This window comes from Colwellia sp. NW0002-52-1 (assembly GCF_057550865.1).
Genome location: NZ_BAAJLU010000019.1, coordinates 1 through 17901, shown reverse-complemented (window position 1 = coordinate 17901; position 17901 = coordinate 1). Strand labels below are relative to the sequence as shown.

The window sequence follows — 17901 nt, the reverse complement described above, 5'->3', positions numbered from 1 at the left end:
TGTCCCTCTTTTATATTCATTATTTTAAGTACTATTAATACTCAATAAGCTATTAAATAGATCACTTAACAAGGCTTTTTTAATACGGCGATTAACTAAGCTTTTATGTAAGTGATCTAACAGACCTACTGTCTTTTACAGTAGGGAGAAATTAATGAGTTTATATAAGCGAGATATATACCAGAATTTTAATTTCATTAAGTTATTGTTTTTTATGAGTTTAGTTGTGTGCTTGTCGTTGGCTATTTTATTTTTTATAAATAAGAAGCAATATTTACACGCAGGTGAGTAATTATTTTATGACGGTGAGAATGAGCCCAACAAGCTGTTCGCTATATCAGGCCCTTTAAGATTTCCAGATTAATAGGTTTAAGTATCGCTTTATTAATGCCAGCTTGTTTCAAGGAAGGCTCAGGCACAGTAGCGCCACTGACCAATATTAACCTAATATTTGGGTGCGACTGCTTTATCGAATGGGCTAAATCTAAGCCACTTGCATCGGGTAGGTGCAGATCAAGTAATATTGTCGTCCAATTGTTTTCTTTGTTAAGTAGATCTTGACATATTTCAGCCGTATGGGCTTTTACAGCTTCAATACCCAGAGATTCAAGTAATAGCACGGTTACATCTGCGGCATCTTCATCGTCTTCAACCACTAAAAATCGCTGCACACTATTTTGTAATGCACTCGACTGGTTTTCTATGCTTAGATAATTAGCTAAGCCTTGGTAAAGTTCGTTTTTGTCGATTGGTTTAGCAACAATATGGTTAAAACCAAGGGCTAATAACTCTTGTTTTACCCCTTTCATGGTTGCAGCGGTAACGGCAATAATGGCGTTATCGAAATTTAACGCTCTTATTTCTTTAATTGCCCGTTTACCGTCAAGCGTGGGCATATGAATATCCATCAAGATCAGATCAAAACAATGATTATTTTCTTTCGCTGATTTACATTGTTCTATTGCTTGTAAGCCGTTAGATGCATAGCTAACCTTAAGACCAAATGATTGACAAAGTTGACCAATTAATTGCCTAATATCATCCATGTCATCAACAACTAACACATGCCCTTGTAATGGTGTAAGCGCGATAATTTCATGGCTTGTATGCTCTTGTTCAAAAGCCAGTAAAACACGTTCTTGATCAGCAATATCGCCAGGGTCAACAGAAAAAACAAATTCGCTGCCTTGATTAACCACAGAGTTAACAGTTATCGAGCCGCCCATATGTTGAACTAGCTCAGTACAAATGGATAAACCTAAACCGGCACCCTGCTCTTTTCTTGAGATAAAGTCTTCAACTTGCTCAAAGGGTTTAAATATATTACCTAACATATGCTCTGGAATACCTTGGCCCGTATCTGCAACTGAAAATTTCATCAGCTCTTGCTCATTTATAAATTCAGTCCAGATAGTTAATGTTACTTGGCCTGTTTCGGTAAATTTTATGCCATTATGAATTAAATTTATTAGTACTTGGCGCAAGCGCACAGGATCGGAATATATTTGCAAAGGTAAGGCATTTTTTGCATGCATTTTTAATGTTAGCCCTTTGTCGGCGGCATGTACTTGCATTAAACAAAAAATATCGGCGATAAAGCTGTCAACATTAATAGTAGAAAAATTATATTCGAGTTTACCCACGGCAATTTTTGATAAATCGAGTACATTATTCAATAGGCCGAGTAAGTGTTGACCGTTATTTAAAATAATGTTGAGTTCAGGCTCTGCATTTGGCGCTTTGTTACTGTTTAATAATATTTCGGTATAGCCCAGAATAGAGGTTAATGGTGTTCGAAGTTCGTGACTTAAATGTGCAAGAAACCGGTCTTTTGACTGATTTTGTGTTTCGGCGTTTATGCGCTCAAGACGCTCGTTTTCTATTTCTTGTCGTGCCAAAGCATATCTTATCGCCCGAGCGAATCTAGCTGTGGTCATTTCGCTTTTTACAAGGTAGTCAACAGCGCCAGCGGCTAAAGCTGATTGATCAAGCGCTTCATCAGACTGTCCAGTTAGCATAATAATGGGTGTTGAACAGCCGTTTTCTGAGGCCTTTTCTAATACGGTTAAGCCATTGTATGCACCTAGTTGATAGTCTAGTAGGCAAATATCATGCTTACCTAAATTTAGTTGTTCAAGTGCTTTTTTTGGGTTAGTTACCCAGTCAATTTCAAAACTGTGGGACGCTAACTGATTAAGGTATTCACTCGTAAGAATGAAGTCATCTTCGTCATCTTCAACAAGTAAAACACGAGCAACTGATTTAGGATTTTTGTTCATATTTTTTGGCTTTTATAATTTATTCATTAGGTAATTCTACAAACTCTATCCAGTATTTTCCTAATGCCTTCATGAGCTCAACTAAGCCTTCAAAATTAACGGGTTTAGTAATATACGAAGCAGCGCCTAAATTGTAGCCTTTAACTTTATCTTCTTCTTGGCCTGAAGTGGTGAGTATTACAACGGGAATATTCCGTAATTCTTCATCTGCTTTAATCTCTTTTAGCGCTTCTCTGCCATCTTTTCTTGGCATGTTTAAATCAAGGAGAATCAGCCCAGGTCTGGGTGATTTTTCTGGGTCTGCATATTTACCTTCCCTTTTGAGGTACTCAAGTAACTCAACGCCGTCTTCTACGCAATATAAGCTGTTTCGAACTCGACTTTCTTGCAAAGCGTCTTGAGTGAGAAGACGATCATCTTCATCGTCATCAGCCATTAATATAGTGAAAGGCTTGCCTGTGCTATTAAGCATTAATATTTTCTCCGCTTAAGTCTATTAAAGTATTATTAAAAGGGATTTCGATTTTGAAATTTGTTCCTTCACCTAAAACGCTAGTTGCCGAAATTTTTCCTCCATGGCGTTCAACAATTCTTCTGCAAATTGCTAAACCAATTCCTGTGCCTTTATATTCAGTTCGGGCATGTAGGCGTTGAAATGGGACAAATATTTTATCGGAAAACTCTTGCTCAAACCCAATGCCATTGTCTTTTACAGTAACAACATGCCATTGTTCTTGGCTTGTTGTTTCTTGGTTATATTGTATTTCAATAATAGGCTTAACGTTATTTTTTCTAAATTTAATCGCGTTAGAAATTAAATTAAGAAAAAGGTGATGCATTTGGCTTGCATCAGCATTAATTTCGGGCAATTTATCTAGTGTTATTGTTGCGCCGCTTTCTTCGATACTAATTTCTATATCGTCAAGGGTACTTTCAATGAGTTGTTGTAAAGGAACGTTTTTAAAGGGTTTTCCGCGTGTAGAAATACGGGAGAACTCAAGTAAGTCGTTGATTAGGTTTGACATGCGCTCTGCTGCATTTTTCATTCTATCAATGTAGTCAGCACCCTTTTCGTCTAACAATTGGGCGTAGTTTGTTTGTAACCTGTCACCAAAGGCTCGAATTTTTCTTAGCGGTTCTTGTAAATCATGCGATGCTACAAAGGCAAAGTCTTCTAGTTCGCGGTTACTGCGCGATAATTCCTCAGAGTAAAGCGTAAGTTCTTTGGTGCGCGCTGCAACTTTATGGGCTAAGTCTTCGTTTTGTTGTTCAAGTTGTAGACGATACTTTAATTCGCTTTTACTACTTAACCGCGCAAAAAATGCTAATCCTAACAGTAATAGTGTGCTGGTAATGCCAGAAATGGCGAAAGTAACCTTTGCTTCACGCTCTATTGTTGAAAGAATGGCAAACAGTGTATTTCGATAGTTTATTTCCCTTATTTTTATATACTCTAAGTCGGCTCTAAACTCTTTGTATAAGTCGCGACCTGTACCTGTCATTACTAGTTTTAACGCGCGCTTTTCTTTATCAGCTAGTGCTAGTTCAACGGTTTTAATTAACTCATCGGTTTTTTGCTCTACTAAAATAAGTAAAGCTGCAATTCTTTCTGTTTGTCCTTGTACTTCAGAACGTAATTTTCTGGTATTAGTCAGTTGTTCGTTTAGATTGTTTAAGGCATCTTCATAAGGGGTTAAGTATTCTGGTATTTCAGTTAATAAATATCCACGTTGGCCTGTTTCGGCCATTAATACTAAGCTATGTAGATTGTCTATCTCTCCAATAATATCGCCGGTATTGTATAGGCTGCTTTGCGTATTAGATAAGTCTTCAATGGTTTTTATCGCTAAATAACCATTGGTAATTATCATCATAATAACGATGCTTGAGATAAGTGCCCAATTAAATACCGTATTGTCGAAAAGTGTTTTAATTCTCATTTTTTCTCACTTGCTGGCCCATTAATAAAACCTGAAGTTTTCTGTTTGATTTGTGCGGTAAATAATTAATCATCATGAGAGAACTCAGCAATATCTTGTAAGCGCTTGCTGCAATCTTGGCAAGCGTCAATTATTTTATTTACCGCGGCGATTGCTTTGTCTTTAGGCATATCGTTTTCGAGCACCATTTTTATTAACTCAGCCTGCATCGAAATTCTATTTAAAGGCGCACGAGTATCATGTATTAATTGATTAATATCGCTATGCTCTTGATTCATGTTATTGCCTCCTTTATTAAAATTTTAACCACTTATTAATATGTTAATCGGTAAAGTCACCGTATGCATGTAATCTGTTGTATAAGGTTTTGGTGCTAATACCCAGCATTTCAGCTGCTTGAGTTTTATTGCCATCAACTTTATCAAGCGTTACACGAATAAGCTCTTTTTCAAGCCCTTCAATGGTTTGGCCTGCCGAAATAGCAGATGAATTATTTGAGTTAGACGCGAATGGTGAGATAAAACTACTGGGTAATTGCATCATTTTTGTTGTCGGATCACTCATAATAAATGCACGGTGTATTGCGTGTCTGAGCTCTCTAATATTACCTGGCCAAGGGTTATTTTTTAATATATCTAACTGTGCGGTTGTCCAAGTAAATTCGGCATCATTTTCATCGTTCAGCTGTTGTAAAAAAACTTCCGCAAGTAATGGAATGTCTTCTTTTCTTTCGCTTAATGATGGAATGCTAATGGGAAAAACAGCTAAACGATAATAAACATCTTCACGAATAACTTTCCCTTCGGCTAACTCAGCCATTGTTCTGTTGGTAGCAGAAACAACGCGGCAATTTACCTTGACTTCTTGGGTGCCGCCGACAGGTGTTACGCGTTTGTTTTCTAATGCGCGCAATAAGTTTGGTTGCATGTCGATTGGCATTTCGGTTATTTCATCAAGAAATAGTGTGCCGTTACCAGCTCGAACAAATACGCCATCTTTGCGAGCAACAGCGCCAGTAAATGACCCTTTTTCATGACCAAATAATTCACTGCTAATGAGATCTTTCGATATCGCACCACAGTTAGTAGCAACGATGGGATCCGTTGCACCCGTAGAAGCATGAATGGCATTCGCAACTACTTCCTTTCCTACACCACTTTCTCCCATAAGCATAACGTTAGCAGAGGTTTTAGCTACTCGTTCAATCATGGTATATAGCTCTTGCATAGGCTTTGACTCACCTACTAAACAGCCAAAATGCAAGGTTGGCATTTTACTGTTGGTTTTTTTAGATTGCTTCGTTTTTCTACTGAGTGTTGCTTCAATATCTTCACGTTGCAGCGGTTTGACTATGTAATTAACCTTTGGCCCACACAAACCGGCAAGCATACCTTTAACTGAAGGGTGACCAGTTATAAGTGTTATATAAGGGCTGAGGTTATTTTTTTGCAAAAAATCTATCAAGTGCAAGCCGCTACCGTCTGGTAACATGAAATCAAGCAAAACATGATCAAATTGCTGATTGGTTAGCCATTCCTCTGCTTCTTTTAAAGTCGATGCAACATAAACATCATGACCAATAAATTCGATTATCTGACATGCAACTTCTGTAAATTCTGCATCGTCATCCACCAAAAGCACTTGTAGCATATTAATTTCCTTTGAAAAGCATATCCGATATACGCTTTTTAATCATATATAGATCATAACAAAGAAGAGGTAGCATAATGAAGTTATTTACATTTTTGCCGTTTAATTGAATTTAGTTGTACAAATTTATTAGCTAAGCTTATGTGATTAATAAACTTGATAAGCTTTGTAATTTGGGTGCAGCTCTAAATAATCACACCAAGTACTAAAGTTTTGATAGTTAAAACGTTTATCTGTTGCACTTATCCAACGCGATGAAGATTGCCCTTGTAATTTAAATTTTACTTTATGGCCATCAATAGCCACATAGCAGGCTAAAGGTTCAAAAGTTTCGTTTTTAATTTTTATACGTGCGAAACCATTTGAATCCCCAAAACTAACGGTTACTTTAGGTAATGCCAAAATAACTGGGCTAAAAGTCAGCATTACAATATAAAAATAAATTTTTATTCCCATAGTTTAACTCTTTGTTTTTAAATTATTTTAATCTCTTGTTTTTGACTGCCGCCAGAAAGTAATTAAAAATAACTGAAGATAATTTAATTATACCATTGAAACCTTCTTCGCGTGTCTCCATAACTATTATCACAACAAAACATGTGTCAAAAATGACAAAGATTAAAGACGCAGTAAAAAGAGACCCTATTCATGGCTAACATTACCCCGATTAAAAAAGAAACTCATCAGAATATTAAAATCGCTGCAAAACGTGATTTATCAAACGTATCAACTCAGCATATTGCGCCGATCACAGCACCTGAGTTTTCTCAAGCAGCCACGAGCTACCCAGTTGTAATTGTAAAAGATCAAGGAAGCGAGCGTTACCGTAGTGTTGTAATGCTAGGTTTAGAAGCTGGCGAAAATTTATATTACAAAGAAGATTCTTGGCAGGCAGTTTATGTGCCTCAAAGTATTTCAATGTCACCATTCTCTTTAGGCTTAGACCCTGAAAAAGAAAAAACATTAACTGCTTGTATTGATTTAGACAGTAAATTTGTTGGTGAAGATAAAGAACATGAATTATTTGATGCTGAAGGTAACGACACTGAATTCTTGAAAGGCGTACAAGATTCTCTAGGTCGCTTATACGACAATGAAGTAATGAACGAAAAGTTCATTAAAGAATTAGTAGATAACGATTTATTACTAGAGCTTGAATTGAATGTAAACTTTGCTTCAGGCGAAACGAAAAAACTCGTTGGCCTATACAGCGTAGACGAAAAGAAAATTCAAGCATTAAGCGATGAGCAAGTTCTTGATTTCCATAAGCGTGGTTTATTTATTCCTATTCACGCAATGCTAGGCTCTGTTGGCCAAGTTAACCGTTTAGCACAGCTGCGTAATCAAAGTGAATCTCCAGCTAAAGTAAGCGCTATTCGTTTTTCACCGGTAACCGCCGAAGCAGAAAAGTAAAGCTGAAGTAAAGTGTATATAGAAAAGGACTTGTTAGTCCTTTTTTTTTGCTTAAAATTTAATGTATTACAAAGGTTAGTTTAATATTTAAACAAATTGCTATTAGTTGATGAATCTATATTGAACGTCTGCTAGGATGATTTCAGCTGACGTTGTTTAATTGATGTAGGGTTAGGGATTTATACCGTATGACTGTTCAGAAAAAATTACCGAGTGATATTGAAGAAAACATCCAAAATTTGGCGGGTGATATTTACCTGCAAATCGAAGATAAGATCACAGCTCTATTAACGAGTTACAGTGATAATATTGAAGTAACTTCTGAAGTAATCGCAGCACATCCGCATTATGCCGCCCTTGAAAAACAACATCAGTCAGAACTATTATTGCTTTCGAAAAATCAAGAAGAAAAAAGTGCTGAACTTAATATATTAAAAGCTGAGCTTGAAGCGCAGCAAAGCAAGTTAGTAAAACTTCAAGAAAACCTTTCTAATGCAGAAAACCTGAACAATGCCAAGTTAACTGACTCTGAACAATTTTTGAAAGAAAAACTCGCTGAAAATACACAGCTAGCGAAACAAGTTGCAACACTTAATAAAGAGAACACCGAGCAACAGCAAAAATTAGAATCATTAAATTTAACTGCTGAAAATGCCACGCAATCACTAAATGAAATTGTTTTACAAAAAGAGGCATTAGCCAAAAATGATAAAGCAAAAGCTGCAACACTTACTGTTCAAAATCAACAATACTCAGACTTACAGCTTAAGTTTGAACAGGTATCAAGCGAGCTAGAGTACTTAAAAGCAGAGCAAGAGCAAAAATTACTTTCCAGTAATGAGCAATTAACCCATGAGCAACAACAAGCAAATTTATTAAATGATCAAATAGCTGCTTTACAAGCAGAGCTTGAGAATAAACAAGTAAATATTGATAAGCAACAAGCGGATATAACTCTAAAAGCACATGAAAGTAATGATTTAAAGAAAAAAATTAATAGCCTTGAGCAAACCGTTAAACAAAATGAAAAAGCTGCGGTTGTTACGCAACAGCAATATGAATTAGACAAAAAAGAGATTAATACTAGCTTGCTTAACGAACAACAAAAAAATGCCCAAGCATTAAAGTTGTCTTCAGATAATAATGAGCAAATAGTCAAAAAAATGCACGATGTTGAAAGAAGCAAGCAAGCTATTGAAAGTAAGCTTACTCAAGTAAACGAAGAACTAAGTTTGCAAAAAAATCAGCATCAGCAAGTTAAAGAAGCGGTAAAGTCGCTTGAGACGCAAGTTAAAAAAGAGCAAGCATTATCAGCCAAACTAAGTGATGAAAACTCACACTTAAAAACCACATTAGCAAAAACAGAGTCTGACCTAACTAATATCAAAGAGCAGCAAACTAAGAAAGTAACTGAGTTAACAAAAGCATTTGATAAAGCCGTGCTTGAGAAGGAAAGTTCGCAACAACTTATTACTCAATTAGAGCAAAAAGATACTGATAAATTAGAAAAGATCAACGAGCTGACTAGTCAAAATAAAAACGAGCAACTTAAACATAAGCTGTCGATAGAAAAACAAGAAGAAAACCACAATAAAATGGTGACCGTGCATCAACGGGAGTTAGTTAAACAGAATGAATTATATGTTGAGTTGCAGCGAAAAAGTGATACTGCATTAGCAGACTTATCCTCACAGCTTGAAGAAAAAGTTAAGCGTGCCACGCTTGAGTCAACTAAACTGGCAGAGATAGAGGTCTCTTATGCTAAGTCATTAGTAGATATAGCAAGTATCGAAAAAGATTTAGCTGAGAAACAGCGACAACTTACGGCTGTACAAACAGAGCTTGATGAAGACAGGAAAAAAACAGCAAATAACAGGCTTTTACATCAAGAAAATAAAGATAAACAAGAAGTAGAATATAATAAAGCGCGTGAAACAATAAAGTATCTTCGCGATGAAAATACTGAGTTAAATCGCAGATTAGATCAGCAAATTAGTGAACTTGAAGATAAGTTGACTGAGTATCGACTGCGCTTTGAGTATGCACAAAAAGAACTCACTAAAGTAAATAGGTAAGTAGCAGCGCACTGTTATTATCGTTATTTGCGAGTATATACCTAGCATTAATAGGCTTAGTCGTGCTGAGGTTAACACAAGCAAACAACTTACTTAAAAAGCGTGTTAACACTATTAATTACATACCGATGTAATTCGCATATTAATGTTGTATCGGTATATAATACTTTCCTTTTTGATTCTAAATAACGAGACTCTACGTGGCGATTCACCTACCTTTTAATAAATTAAGTCAGTGGCAACAGGTGGCATTTTGTGCAGCGTTACTTGAGCGCATGATACCCAATTATCAAATGTTTTCAGAACATACGGCGTTTGGTAATTATAAGGTGTTAAGAAATCAATTAGACCTTGTTTGGCAATGGTTAGATAAAGCTAATCGCTGCAAGATTAATTACGATGCACAAATAGCTAAACTTGAAGAACAAGTACCAGATCCTGAACTTTTTGATTTTTTAGGCGTGTTTCCTGCCCTAGATAGCGCCATGGCGTTAATGTCTTTATTTCAAGCGATGCAAGACCCTGAAGGTGATGGTTTTATCAATGTTAGCAAGCTTTCAGAAAACAGCGTTAGTTATTATGTTGAGCTAATTTTAGCCCAGGAAGTTGACGAAATTACGCCAGAAGAAGACGAAATAGTAATATCAGCGCAACAAATTTCAGCGCATCCTTTAATGCAATGGGAAATAGCGACGCAAAATGAATTATTTGATTTCTTAATGTCTGCGAGTGAAAACAAAGCAAGTTGTGTTAAAGCCAAAGCTATGGTGTTAGAGGAAGGGTTATCTAATTTAGGTATAGAAATAAACGCTTAATCGTTTTGAACGCCAGGTTAGATATTGAGGGTAAATGATTTGTTTTTTGAAGGTTCAGAAAAGAAAGCTGAAATTATTATTAATAGATCTAAAATTTCATTATTAGACGATTTCACTTTAGATTTTTGGCAAGCATTAGTGCAATGTTGCAACGCAAAAATACTATCAACAATTGAAAATGAAGATTGCACAGCATTTTTATTATCTGAATCGAGTTTATTTGTTTGGCATGATCGTTTTTTAATTATTACTTGTGGTAATACAAGATTAATTCATTCTGTTGAGTACTTTATAACGAAAGCTGGTATGGATAACATTCAACATATCTCTTATCAAAGAAAAAACGAGTATTTTGCTCATGCTCAGTTAAGTAGCTTTGGCGATGATATTGCTTTACTCGGCCAATACACTACAGGTAAAGCGTTTAGATTTGGTGAATTAGACGGTCATCATAATTATATATTTCATCAAGATAATGATTTTCAGGCCAGTAAAGCAGATAAGTCGTACGAGCTTATCGCTTATCAAATTTGCCCAGAAGTTTCTGAAAAGCTCACAAATGTTGGATTAAGCGGTAAAGAAGTTAGAGAGTTTTTACAGCTAGATAGACTGTTAGCGGGTTTTATATTTGATGATTTTGTTTTTGAACCTTTTGGTTACTCTATTAATGCTATCAAAGGTAAGCAGTTTTTAACCATTCATATAACACCGCAAGCGAGCAGTAGTTATGTCAGTATCCAAGCTAATATTAATTTGATTGCACTTGCACCAGATTTTCTACGTATTTTAGCGCCAAAATCCATTGATCTCTTGAGTGTTAACGAAGAGGCTTTTAATCAATTAACTCAGCAGTACCTGCCCAAAGAATACATTAGTAAATCATTGTTTCAAAAAAAATTAAGTAATAATAATTTGGTTAGTTTTGCGAACTATATTTTACCGCAAACCATGTTTAGTGACGCCGAATCGCTTGATATTAACGGTGCAAGCCACGCGCTATAATGCTTTGCTATGTAATATATAAATACCTAAAGTTAGCGGAACAAGCACCCTTTTAATAATGAAAATAACATAGATCAAGGAAGTTAGATGAAATTAAGCTTTATCGGTTTTTATATAGGTTTATTGGCTTTATCGACTGTGCATCATCTTCATGCGCAAAACATTAATACACCCGCTGATAATAACAATAAAATTGAACGCATTGAGCTATCTATCAAAAGAGCGATGGCAGCTTTTCAAGTACCAGGGATTGCTGTCGCCATTATTAAAGATAATGAAGTAGTGTTAAGTAAAGGTTTTGGCGTACTTAAGCACGGTAGTAGCGAAAAGGTAAATGCTGATACATTATTCGGTATAGCGTCAAACACTAAAGCAATGACCGCGGCATTGTTGGCTGGTTTAGTTGACGAAGGTAAGCTGACCTGGCAAACAAAAGTTATTGATATTATTCCAGAGTTTCAATTACCTAATGCTTACGTTACGCGCGAGTTTACGATTATCGATTTGCTGTCACATAACAGTGGCTTAGGCTTAGGTGCAGGCGACTTAATGATTTGGCCTGAAACAACGCTGACTAATCAAGATATTATTAAAGGTTTAAAGCACTTACCGCAAGTGTCGAGCTTTCGTAGTGAGTTTGCTTACGACAATTTAATGTATGTTATCGCCGGAGAGATCATTACAAAACTTACTGGGCAGCCTTGGCAAGAGGTAATTCAAAGTCGTATTTTTGAGCCTTTAGGCATGAGTAATACCCGCGCGAAATTTTCTCTCATTGCCAAAAATAATAAAAATGTCGCTCGTGCTCACGTACCATTAAACGGCGAGTTACAAGTTGTTGGCGGTAACTTTTTAGAAAAATTCTCCTCTGCTGGCTCTGTCGCATCAAGCGTTAATGACATGTCGTTATGGCTTAAAGCGCAGCTTAATAACGGACAATACGGTGTTGACGGCGATAAAGTGTTAAGACTGTTTAGTAAAGAGCAAAGCCAAGCAATGTGGCAAGCACGCACATTATTACCTGTATCAGAACAGGCAACTGAGCAAGATAAAACCCATTTTTATGCTTACGCCTTAGGCTGGTTTGTTAAAGATTATCACGGTGTAAAAGTAGTGCGCCATACGGGTGGGATTTTAGGTATGGTGTCAAAAGTAGTCATGGTGCCAGAAGAGAACTTAGCCATGGTTATTTTAACCAATCAACAATCAGGTTTTGCTTTTAATGCGTTATCTCAACAAATTTTAACTGAATTTTTAGAATTGCCAGAAAAAGACTGGGTTGAGCATTATGCGGGATTAGAAAAAGAAAAAAACATTAACAAACATGAAGAGTTAGAGAAAGTTGCGGCTAATATTAAGCAGCACTCATCTCCATCATTACCGTTGGCTAATTATGCTCAAAGCTATGTCGATAATTGGTATGGTGAAGTTTCAATTAGCTTATTAAATAATGATTTAAAGATGCAGTTTGCTAACACACCTGCGCTGCATGGTACGTTAGTGCATTATCAGCATAATACTTTTATTGTGCGTTGGGACGATCGTACTTTAGAAGCTGATGCTTATGTAAATTTTAATTTAAATCCAGATGGCACGATTAACTATGTCACCATGAAGGCAGTTTCAATGGCAACAGACTTTAGTTTTGATTTCCATGATCTAAAATTAAAACCTAAAGCTTTGAATTTAAATCATTAATTTGGAATTAAAAGTAGGGTCAGATACACATTAAAGCTTTAATGTGTATCTGACCCTACTTTTATTTTTTAATTGGCGTTGTTTTGATTTTGATAAAGTCGGTATACCACTTGGCCGGCTACTTTTTCTTTCAGCAGTTGCCAATGGCTAGGCATAACTTGAGTATTGTTGTCTGTTTCCATTTCTACATAAATTAAGGCGTCATCTGTTAAGCTTTTTTCATTTAACAATTGTGCCGTTTGTTGCGCTAAATTTTTTCTAAATGGCGGGTCAATAAACACCAATGAAAAACGTTGTTGATTACTTTGTAAAAAATCTAAGGCATTTTGCTGAATAACTTGAATTTTTTCCGCTTTAAGTAATGTTTTATTCGCTTTTAATTGTTGCGCAGCAAGTTTATTTAACTCGATTAAAGTTACTGTGCTGGCGCCACGAGACATGGCTTCAAAACCTAAACTTCCAGAGCCTGCAAAACAATCTAAACAATGTGCGTCTTGAATATAGGGCATTAACCAGTTAAAAACGGTTTCTTTAACTCGGTCAGTGGTTGGGCGTAAACCATCGGCCATTAATACCGGTAATTTTCGACCACGAAATTGCCCTGCAATAATGCGAATTTGCCCTTTAGTGGCATTTTTATCATTTTGTTTTTTGACTTTGCTCATAACTTAAACAGCTTTTGTTTTTTGTCGGCAGGTTAGGTGATACTATATTGGCAATTTTATCCTTGTTTACTTGTGAATACCAATTTGATCTAAAGAATTATTCTCGTTATAAAGAATTCTAGTCAAATGATTTTAGTAGTAAACTTATACATCCAACTTATATTGTAAATACATTTATGTCGAAGAAAAAAGGTATGTTTTCCTGGTTAGGTCTGGGTAAGAAAGCACAAGAAGATGAAACTCCTGCCGTTGAAGAAGTTGTTAAACAACCCGCAGAGATTGTTGAGCAAGCTGCTGATATAACAGAGGATTTAACTGAAGTCTCTATTGTTGAAGAAGAGCCAGTTGCTGTGTTTAGCCCACCACCAGTAGCAGAAGTTGTTGCAATTGATGGGGCTATTATTGAAGAATTTCATGCAGAGCCAGAGCCAGAGCCAGAGCCAGAGCCAGAGCCAGAGCCAGAGCCAGAGCCAGAGCCCAAAGTAGGCTTTTTTGCTCGTTTAAAGCAAGGTTTAAGTAAAACCCGCCAGAACTTAGGCGGTGGAATTTTTAGCTTATTCAGTGGTAAAAAAATTGATGAAGAGTTATTTGAAGAGCTCGAAACCCATTTATTACTCGCCGATGTTGGTGTAGAAACCACAACTAAAATTATTAACTCATTAACTGAGTCAGCATCTCGTCGCGATTTAAAAGATGCAGAAGCCTTATATGACTTATTAAAAATAGAGCTGAAAAAAATTATTGAGCCGGTTACAAAGCCATTGGTGATTGACTCAACTAACGGGCCTTATGTTATTTTAATGGTTGGTGTAAATGGTGTTGGTAAAACTACCACTATTGGTAAATTGGCTAAACAGTTTCAAGCCGAAGGTAAGTCGGTTATGTTAGCAGCGGGTGATACTTTTCGCGCAGCTGCTGTTGAACAATTACAAGTTTGGGGCGACCGCAACGATATTCCTGTAATTGCTCAACACACCGGTGCAGATAGTGCCTCGGTTATATTCGATGCTATCAGTGCAGCTAAAGCACGAGGTGTTGATGTATTAATTGCTGATACTGCCGGACGATTACAAAATAAAAGCCATTTAATGGAAGAGCTGAAAAAAGTCGTCCGAGTAATGAAAAAACTCGATGTTAATGCGCCACATGAAGTGATGTTAACCCTAGATGCTGGCACAGGACAAAACGCGTTAAGTCAAACTAAGCTATTTAATGAAGCTGTTGGTTTAACAGGTTTAACCCTAACCAAGCTTGATGGTACGGCAAAAGGTGGTGTTGTTTTTGCTGTTGCCGATAAGCATGCTATTCCAATTCGCTATTTAGGGGTTGGTGAAGGTATTGATGACTTACGACCATTTAATGGTAATGATTTTATTGATGCTTTATTTACTCAAGAAAATCAAGAGACATAAAATTTAATATGATCCGATTTAATGACGTTAGCAAAACCTACCCTGGAGGATTTTTAGCACTGAAAAAAGTGAGCTTTACTATTGCTCCGGGCGAAATGGCGTTTTTAACCGGTCACTCTGGCGCAGGTAAGAGTACCTTACTTAAGCTAATGAGTATCATGGAAAAACCCAGTGCCGGTAGTATTGAAATTAACGGCACTGAATTATCAACGATTAAATATTCACAAATCCCTTATGTTCGACGTGGTATTGGTATGATTTTCCAAAACCATAATTTATTAGCTGATCGCACCGTATTTGAAAACGTCGCATTACCGCTGATTATTGAAGGTTACAGTCAGAAAGAAACGCGTAAGCGGGTTGAGGCAGCGTTAGATAAGGTGCACTTAACCAGTAAGTTGAAGTGTTTCCCAAATATGTTGTCGGGTGGAGAGCAACAGCGTGTTGGTATTGCACGAGCCATTGTAAATAAACCGCCCATTTTATTAGCGGATGAGCCAACAGGTAATTTAGACCCTAAACTGTCGTTAGATATTATTCGATTATTTGAAGAGTTTAACGATATGGGAGTGAGTGTACTTATCGCGACTCATGATTTAGGGCTAATTGCTCGCATGAGATATAGAACACTAACCTTAAAACAAGGTCATATGATCACTGATGGTATTGTTGATGGTTTACAAGCGGTAGGTGAACATAATGGCAGCTAACGACACCCGCCACCATGGCCAACATTTAAATTGGACAGCTCGCTTTACCGAAAGGGTTTTGAGACATTTACAACAAGCCATAGGTAGCTTAGGTGATTTGTGGCGAACGCCTTTTACTTCAGTGATGACCGTACTTGTGTTAGGTATCAGTTTAACGTTGCCAGCGACCTTACATTTATTTGTAAAAAATACTCAAACGGTTACTCAGCAATGGGATTCAGCCTCTGAAATTACGTTATTTTTAAAGCTATCGACTACAGATAAAGCTGCACAAAACCTTGTACAACGTATTCAACTTTATCCAGAGGTTACCAATGTAGTTTATATTTCTGCAGAACAGGCGCTAGCAGAATTTAAAGTTAATTCTGGCTTTGGCCAAGCATTAGAATATTTAGATGACAACCCCTTACCTGCTACGCTATTAGTTACACCAACACAACGATTTAGCCAAGCACAAGCCGCCCAAGAGTTATTGCTTAAATTAGAGCAAGAGCGTGGTGTTGACCAAGGTAAGCTCGATTTAGAATGGTTAACGCGCTTACAAGCAATGGCTGCACTTATTGAAGACGTAGTGCTTGGTATTGCTTTATTATTGTGCTTATCAGTGGTGTTGATTATAGGAAATACCATTCGCTTGGCGATACTAAATCAAAAAGATGCCATTGCAGTAATGAAGTTGGTTGGCGCAACAGACAGCTTTATTCAACGACCATTTTTATATGCAGGCGTATGGTACGGCATATTAGGTGGCTTTGTTGCAAGCATTTGTGTTGCTATTTTAGCCAGTTACCTTTCAGGGGCAATGCGTGAATTAACCGATCTTTATCAAAGCCAATTTGGTTTGACCGGTTTATCGTTTAATGAAATGTTATTTTTACAGTCAACAGCAATAGGCCTAGGCTTATTAGGTAGTTTTATTTCTGTCCGACAACATATACGAGCAATTGAGCCAACGGCTGACTAACAATTAATCTTAGCGTAAATTTCTATAGGTTATAGCGCAACATTTAACATACCATCAGCCCAAAGAGTCGCGGCTTCGTGTGCCTTGAGACAATCATCGTGTGTTAACGAAAGTCGCTTAATGAGTTGATCATTTTCATTCCAATTACCAACTTCGATAGCTTTAGCTAAATCTAAGAAGTCTGACAAATAGTTATCCTGATTTACTAATGCTTGTTTTATCTCTTGATGAATAGGTAGTATTTCTACAATAGTTTCAATTGTATTATCTAATACCCCATCAATTAACGATAATATTCCAGTAAGAAATGCTTTTGGTGGGTTAGCATGATGCTTTCTTAATAAAGACACATGCTCACAAAATTTCGCACGTACTAATGATAAACGTATAATTTCAGTTGGTTTGCTGTCATTTAGATCGGTTAACGCGAGTAATGCAATAAACTTTTTCAACTCTATATCGCCTAAGTAAATTAACGCATGCTTTAATGACGTTATTTCTTGGCTTCGACCATAAAAAGGATTGTTAATAAAGCGTAGTAACTTATAACTTAAACCAGGATCTGAGCTGAATATATTACTCATTCCTTCAAAGTTTAATTTTTCATCACTCGCGTAACCCATTAGCGCTAAAATATTTTGCTTAGCAGTGGTGATTTTTCTTTGTTTGAGTAATTCAGGTTTGGCAAAGAAATATCCCTGAAATAAAGTAAATCCGAGTAATTTAAATTGCTCAAATTGCTCAATAGTTTCAACTTTTTCAGCAAGCAAGGTAATATTAGTTGTATCGATTGAGCTGACAAATTTACTAATTTCAACAAATGAATAGTCGTATACATCGATCTTAATTATTTTTATATAGGGGAGAAATCGTTGCCATCCTGGATCAAAGTCATGATCATCTAAGGCTAAGGTGTAACCTTTTGCAGATAATAATTTACAGGTTGTAAACAATTCGTCTGTTGGTTTTACATCTTCAAGTATTTCGATAACAACCTTTTTTGGATCAAGAAAACTAGGAAAATTAGCCATTAACGCTTTAGTATGAAAGTTTATATAAGCGGGTAAATTTTGTGTAATACTTTCAACACCTAAAGCCAGGTGGTTATTACTTAAAAGGTTAGATGTTGCTTGGTCTGAATCAATATCGGGGAAACAGTTTTTTTCACCATTTCTAAACAGTAATTCGTATGCAACAACCTTTTTATTTACATTTAAAATGGGTTGTCGGGCTATAAATGAAAACATGACACCTCTTAATTCCGTTTCAGGTAGCGAT

16 protein-coding genes are annotated in these 17901 nt (G+C 36.5%); 8 read left to right on the top strand and 8 right to left on the bottom strand.

Annotation, left to right across the window (positions count from 1 at the left end):
• Nucleotides 1-332: 332 nt before the first annotated feature.
• From AC27H3_RS15545 to AC27H3_RS15520, 6 genes are all read right to left on the bottom strand, one after another.
• Nucleotides 333-2279, bottom strand: coding sequence for a response regulator (locus AC27H3_RS15545; RefSeq protein WP_487107598.1), 1947 nt, complete (start codon nucleotides 2277-2279; stop codon nucleotides 333-335).
• Nucleotides 2280-2298: 19 nt separating this feature from the next.
• Entirely contained in the window at nucleotides 2299-2751 is a 453-nt protein-coding gene (locus AC27H3_RS15540; protein WP_487107596.1) for a response regulator, read from the bottom strand.
• Nucleotides 2744-4219 carry a sensor histidine kinase gene (locus AC27H3_RS15535; protein WP_487107594.1) on the bottom strand — a complete coding sequence of 492 codons (1476 nt, stop codon included), beginning with the start codon at nucleotides 4217-4219 and terminating at the stop codon, nucleotides 2744-2746. The genes AC27H3_RS15540 and AC27H3_RS15535 overlap by 8 nt, the downstream gene beginning before the upstream one ends.
• Nucleotides 4220-4284: 65 nt before the next feature.
• Nucleotides 4285-4497, bottom strand: a complete 213-nt coding sequence (locus AC27H3_RS15530; RefSeq protein ID WP_487107592.1) for a histidine kinase — start codon at nucleotides 4495-4497, stop codon at nucleotides 4285-4287.
• Nucleotides 4498-4540: 43 nt separating this feature from the next.
• Nucleotides 4541-5869, bottom strand: coding sequence for a sigma-54-dependent transcriptional regulator (locus AC27H3_RS15525; protein WP_487107590.1), 1329 nt, complete (start codon nucleotides 5867-5869; stop codon nucleotides 4541-4543).
• 147 nt (nucleotides 5870-6016) lie between these two features.
• Nucleotides 6017-6325, bottom strand: a complete 309-nt coding sequence (locus AC27H3_RS15520; RefSeq protein ID WP_487107588.1) for a hypothetical protein — start codon at nucleotides 6323-6325, stop codon at nucleotides 6017-6019.
• Nucleotides 6326-6517: 192 nt separating this feature from the next.
• On the opposite strand from AC27H3_RS15520, the gene AC27H3_RS15515 reads away from it, so the two are divergent.
• The 5 genes from AC27H3_RS15515 to AC27H3_RS15495 all read left to right on the top strand — a co-directional run bounded on the left by AC27H3_RS15515 (nucleotide 6518) and on the right by AC27H3_RS15495 (nucleotide 12872).
• Nucleotides 6518-7282 carry a SapC family protein gene (locus AC27H3_RS15515; RefSeq protein ID WP_273312220.1) on the top strand — a complete coding sequence of 255 codons (765 nt, stop codon included), beginning with the start codon at nucleotides 6518-6520 and terminating at the stop codon, nucleotides 7280-7282.
• 188 nt (nucleotides 7283-7470) lie between these two features.
• Nucleotides 7471-9357: a coiled-coil domain-containing protein gene (locus AC27H3_RS15510; protein WP_487107585.1), complete on the top strand. Its 1887-nt coding sequence runs from the start codon at nucleotides 7471-7473 to the stop codon at nucleotides 9355-9357.
• Nucleotides 9358-9557: 200 nt separating this feature from the next.
• On the top strand, nucleotides 9558-10172 hold the full coding sequence (locus tag AC27H3_RS15505) for a YjaG family protein (RefSeq protein ID WP_487107583.1): 615 nt from the start codon (nucleotides 9558-9560) through the stop codon (nucleotides 10170-10172).
• 39 nt (nucleotides 10173-10211) lie between these two features.
• Nucleotides 10212-11174 (top strand): adenosylmethionine decarboxylase, encoded by a 963-nt coding sequence (locus AC27H3_RS15500; protein WP_487107581.1) that lies wholly within the window; start codon nucleotides 10212-10214, stop codon nucleotides 11172-11174.
• An 87-nt stretch (nucleotides 11175-11261) separates the two neighbouring features.
• Nucleotides 11262-12872 (top strand): serine hydrolase, encoded by a 1611-nt coding sequence (locus AC27H3_RS15495; protein ID WP_487107579.1) that lies wholly within the window; start codon nucleotides 11262-11264, stop codon nucleotides 12870-12872.
• A gap of 68 nt (nucleotides 12873-12940) precedes the next feature.
• Here AC27H3_RS15495 and rsmD read toward each other — a convergent pair whose 3' ends face one another.
• Nucleotides 12941-13537 (bottom strand): 16S rRNA (guanine(966)-N(2))-methyltransferase RsmD, encoded by a 597-nt coding sequence (gene rsmD / locus AC27H3_RS15490; protein ID WP_487107577.1) that lies wholly within the window; start codon nucleotides 13535-13537, stop codon nucleotides 12941-12943.
• Nucleotides 13538-13713: 176 nt separating this feature from the next.
• Between rsmD and ftsY the strand changes: the two genes are divergently transcribed.
• Genes ftsY through ftsX form a run of 3 tightly spaced genes read left to right on the top strand, consistent with a single transcriptional unit; the run spans nucleotide 13714 to nucleotide 16623 of the window.
• Complete coding sequence (gene ftsY / locus AC27H3_RS15485; RefSeq protein ID WP_487107575.1) at nucleotides 13714-14949, top strand: signal recognition particle-docking protein FtsY; 1236 nt, start codon at nucleotides 13714-13716, stop codon at nucleotides 14947-14949.
• Nucleotides 14950-14957: 8 nt separating this feature from the next.
• Entirely contained in the window at nucleotides 14958-15659 is a 702-nt protein-coding gene (gene ftsE / locus AC27H3_RS15480; RefSeq protein WP_085300782.1) for a cell division ATP-binding protein FtsE, read from the top strand.
• A complete protein-coding gene (gene ftsX / locus AC27H3_RS15475; protein ID WP_487107573.1) occupies nucleotides 15649-16623 on the top strand; it encodes a permease-like cell division protein FtsX in 975 nt (324 codons plus the stop codon). The genes ftsE and ftsX overlap by 11 nt, the downstream gene beginning before the upstream one ends.
• A gap of 29 nt (nucleotides 16624-16652) precedes the next feature.
• On the opposite strand, the gene AC27H3_RS15470 is transcribed toward ftsX, so the two are convergent.
• The coding region (locus tag AC27H3_RS15470) for an EAL and HDOD domain-containing protein (protein ID WP_487107571.1) at nucleotides 16653-17901 on the bottom strand (1249 nt) is incomplete at its 5' end.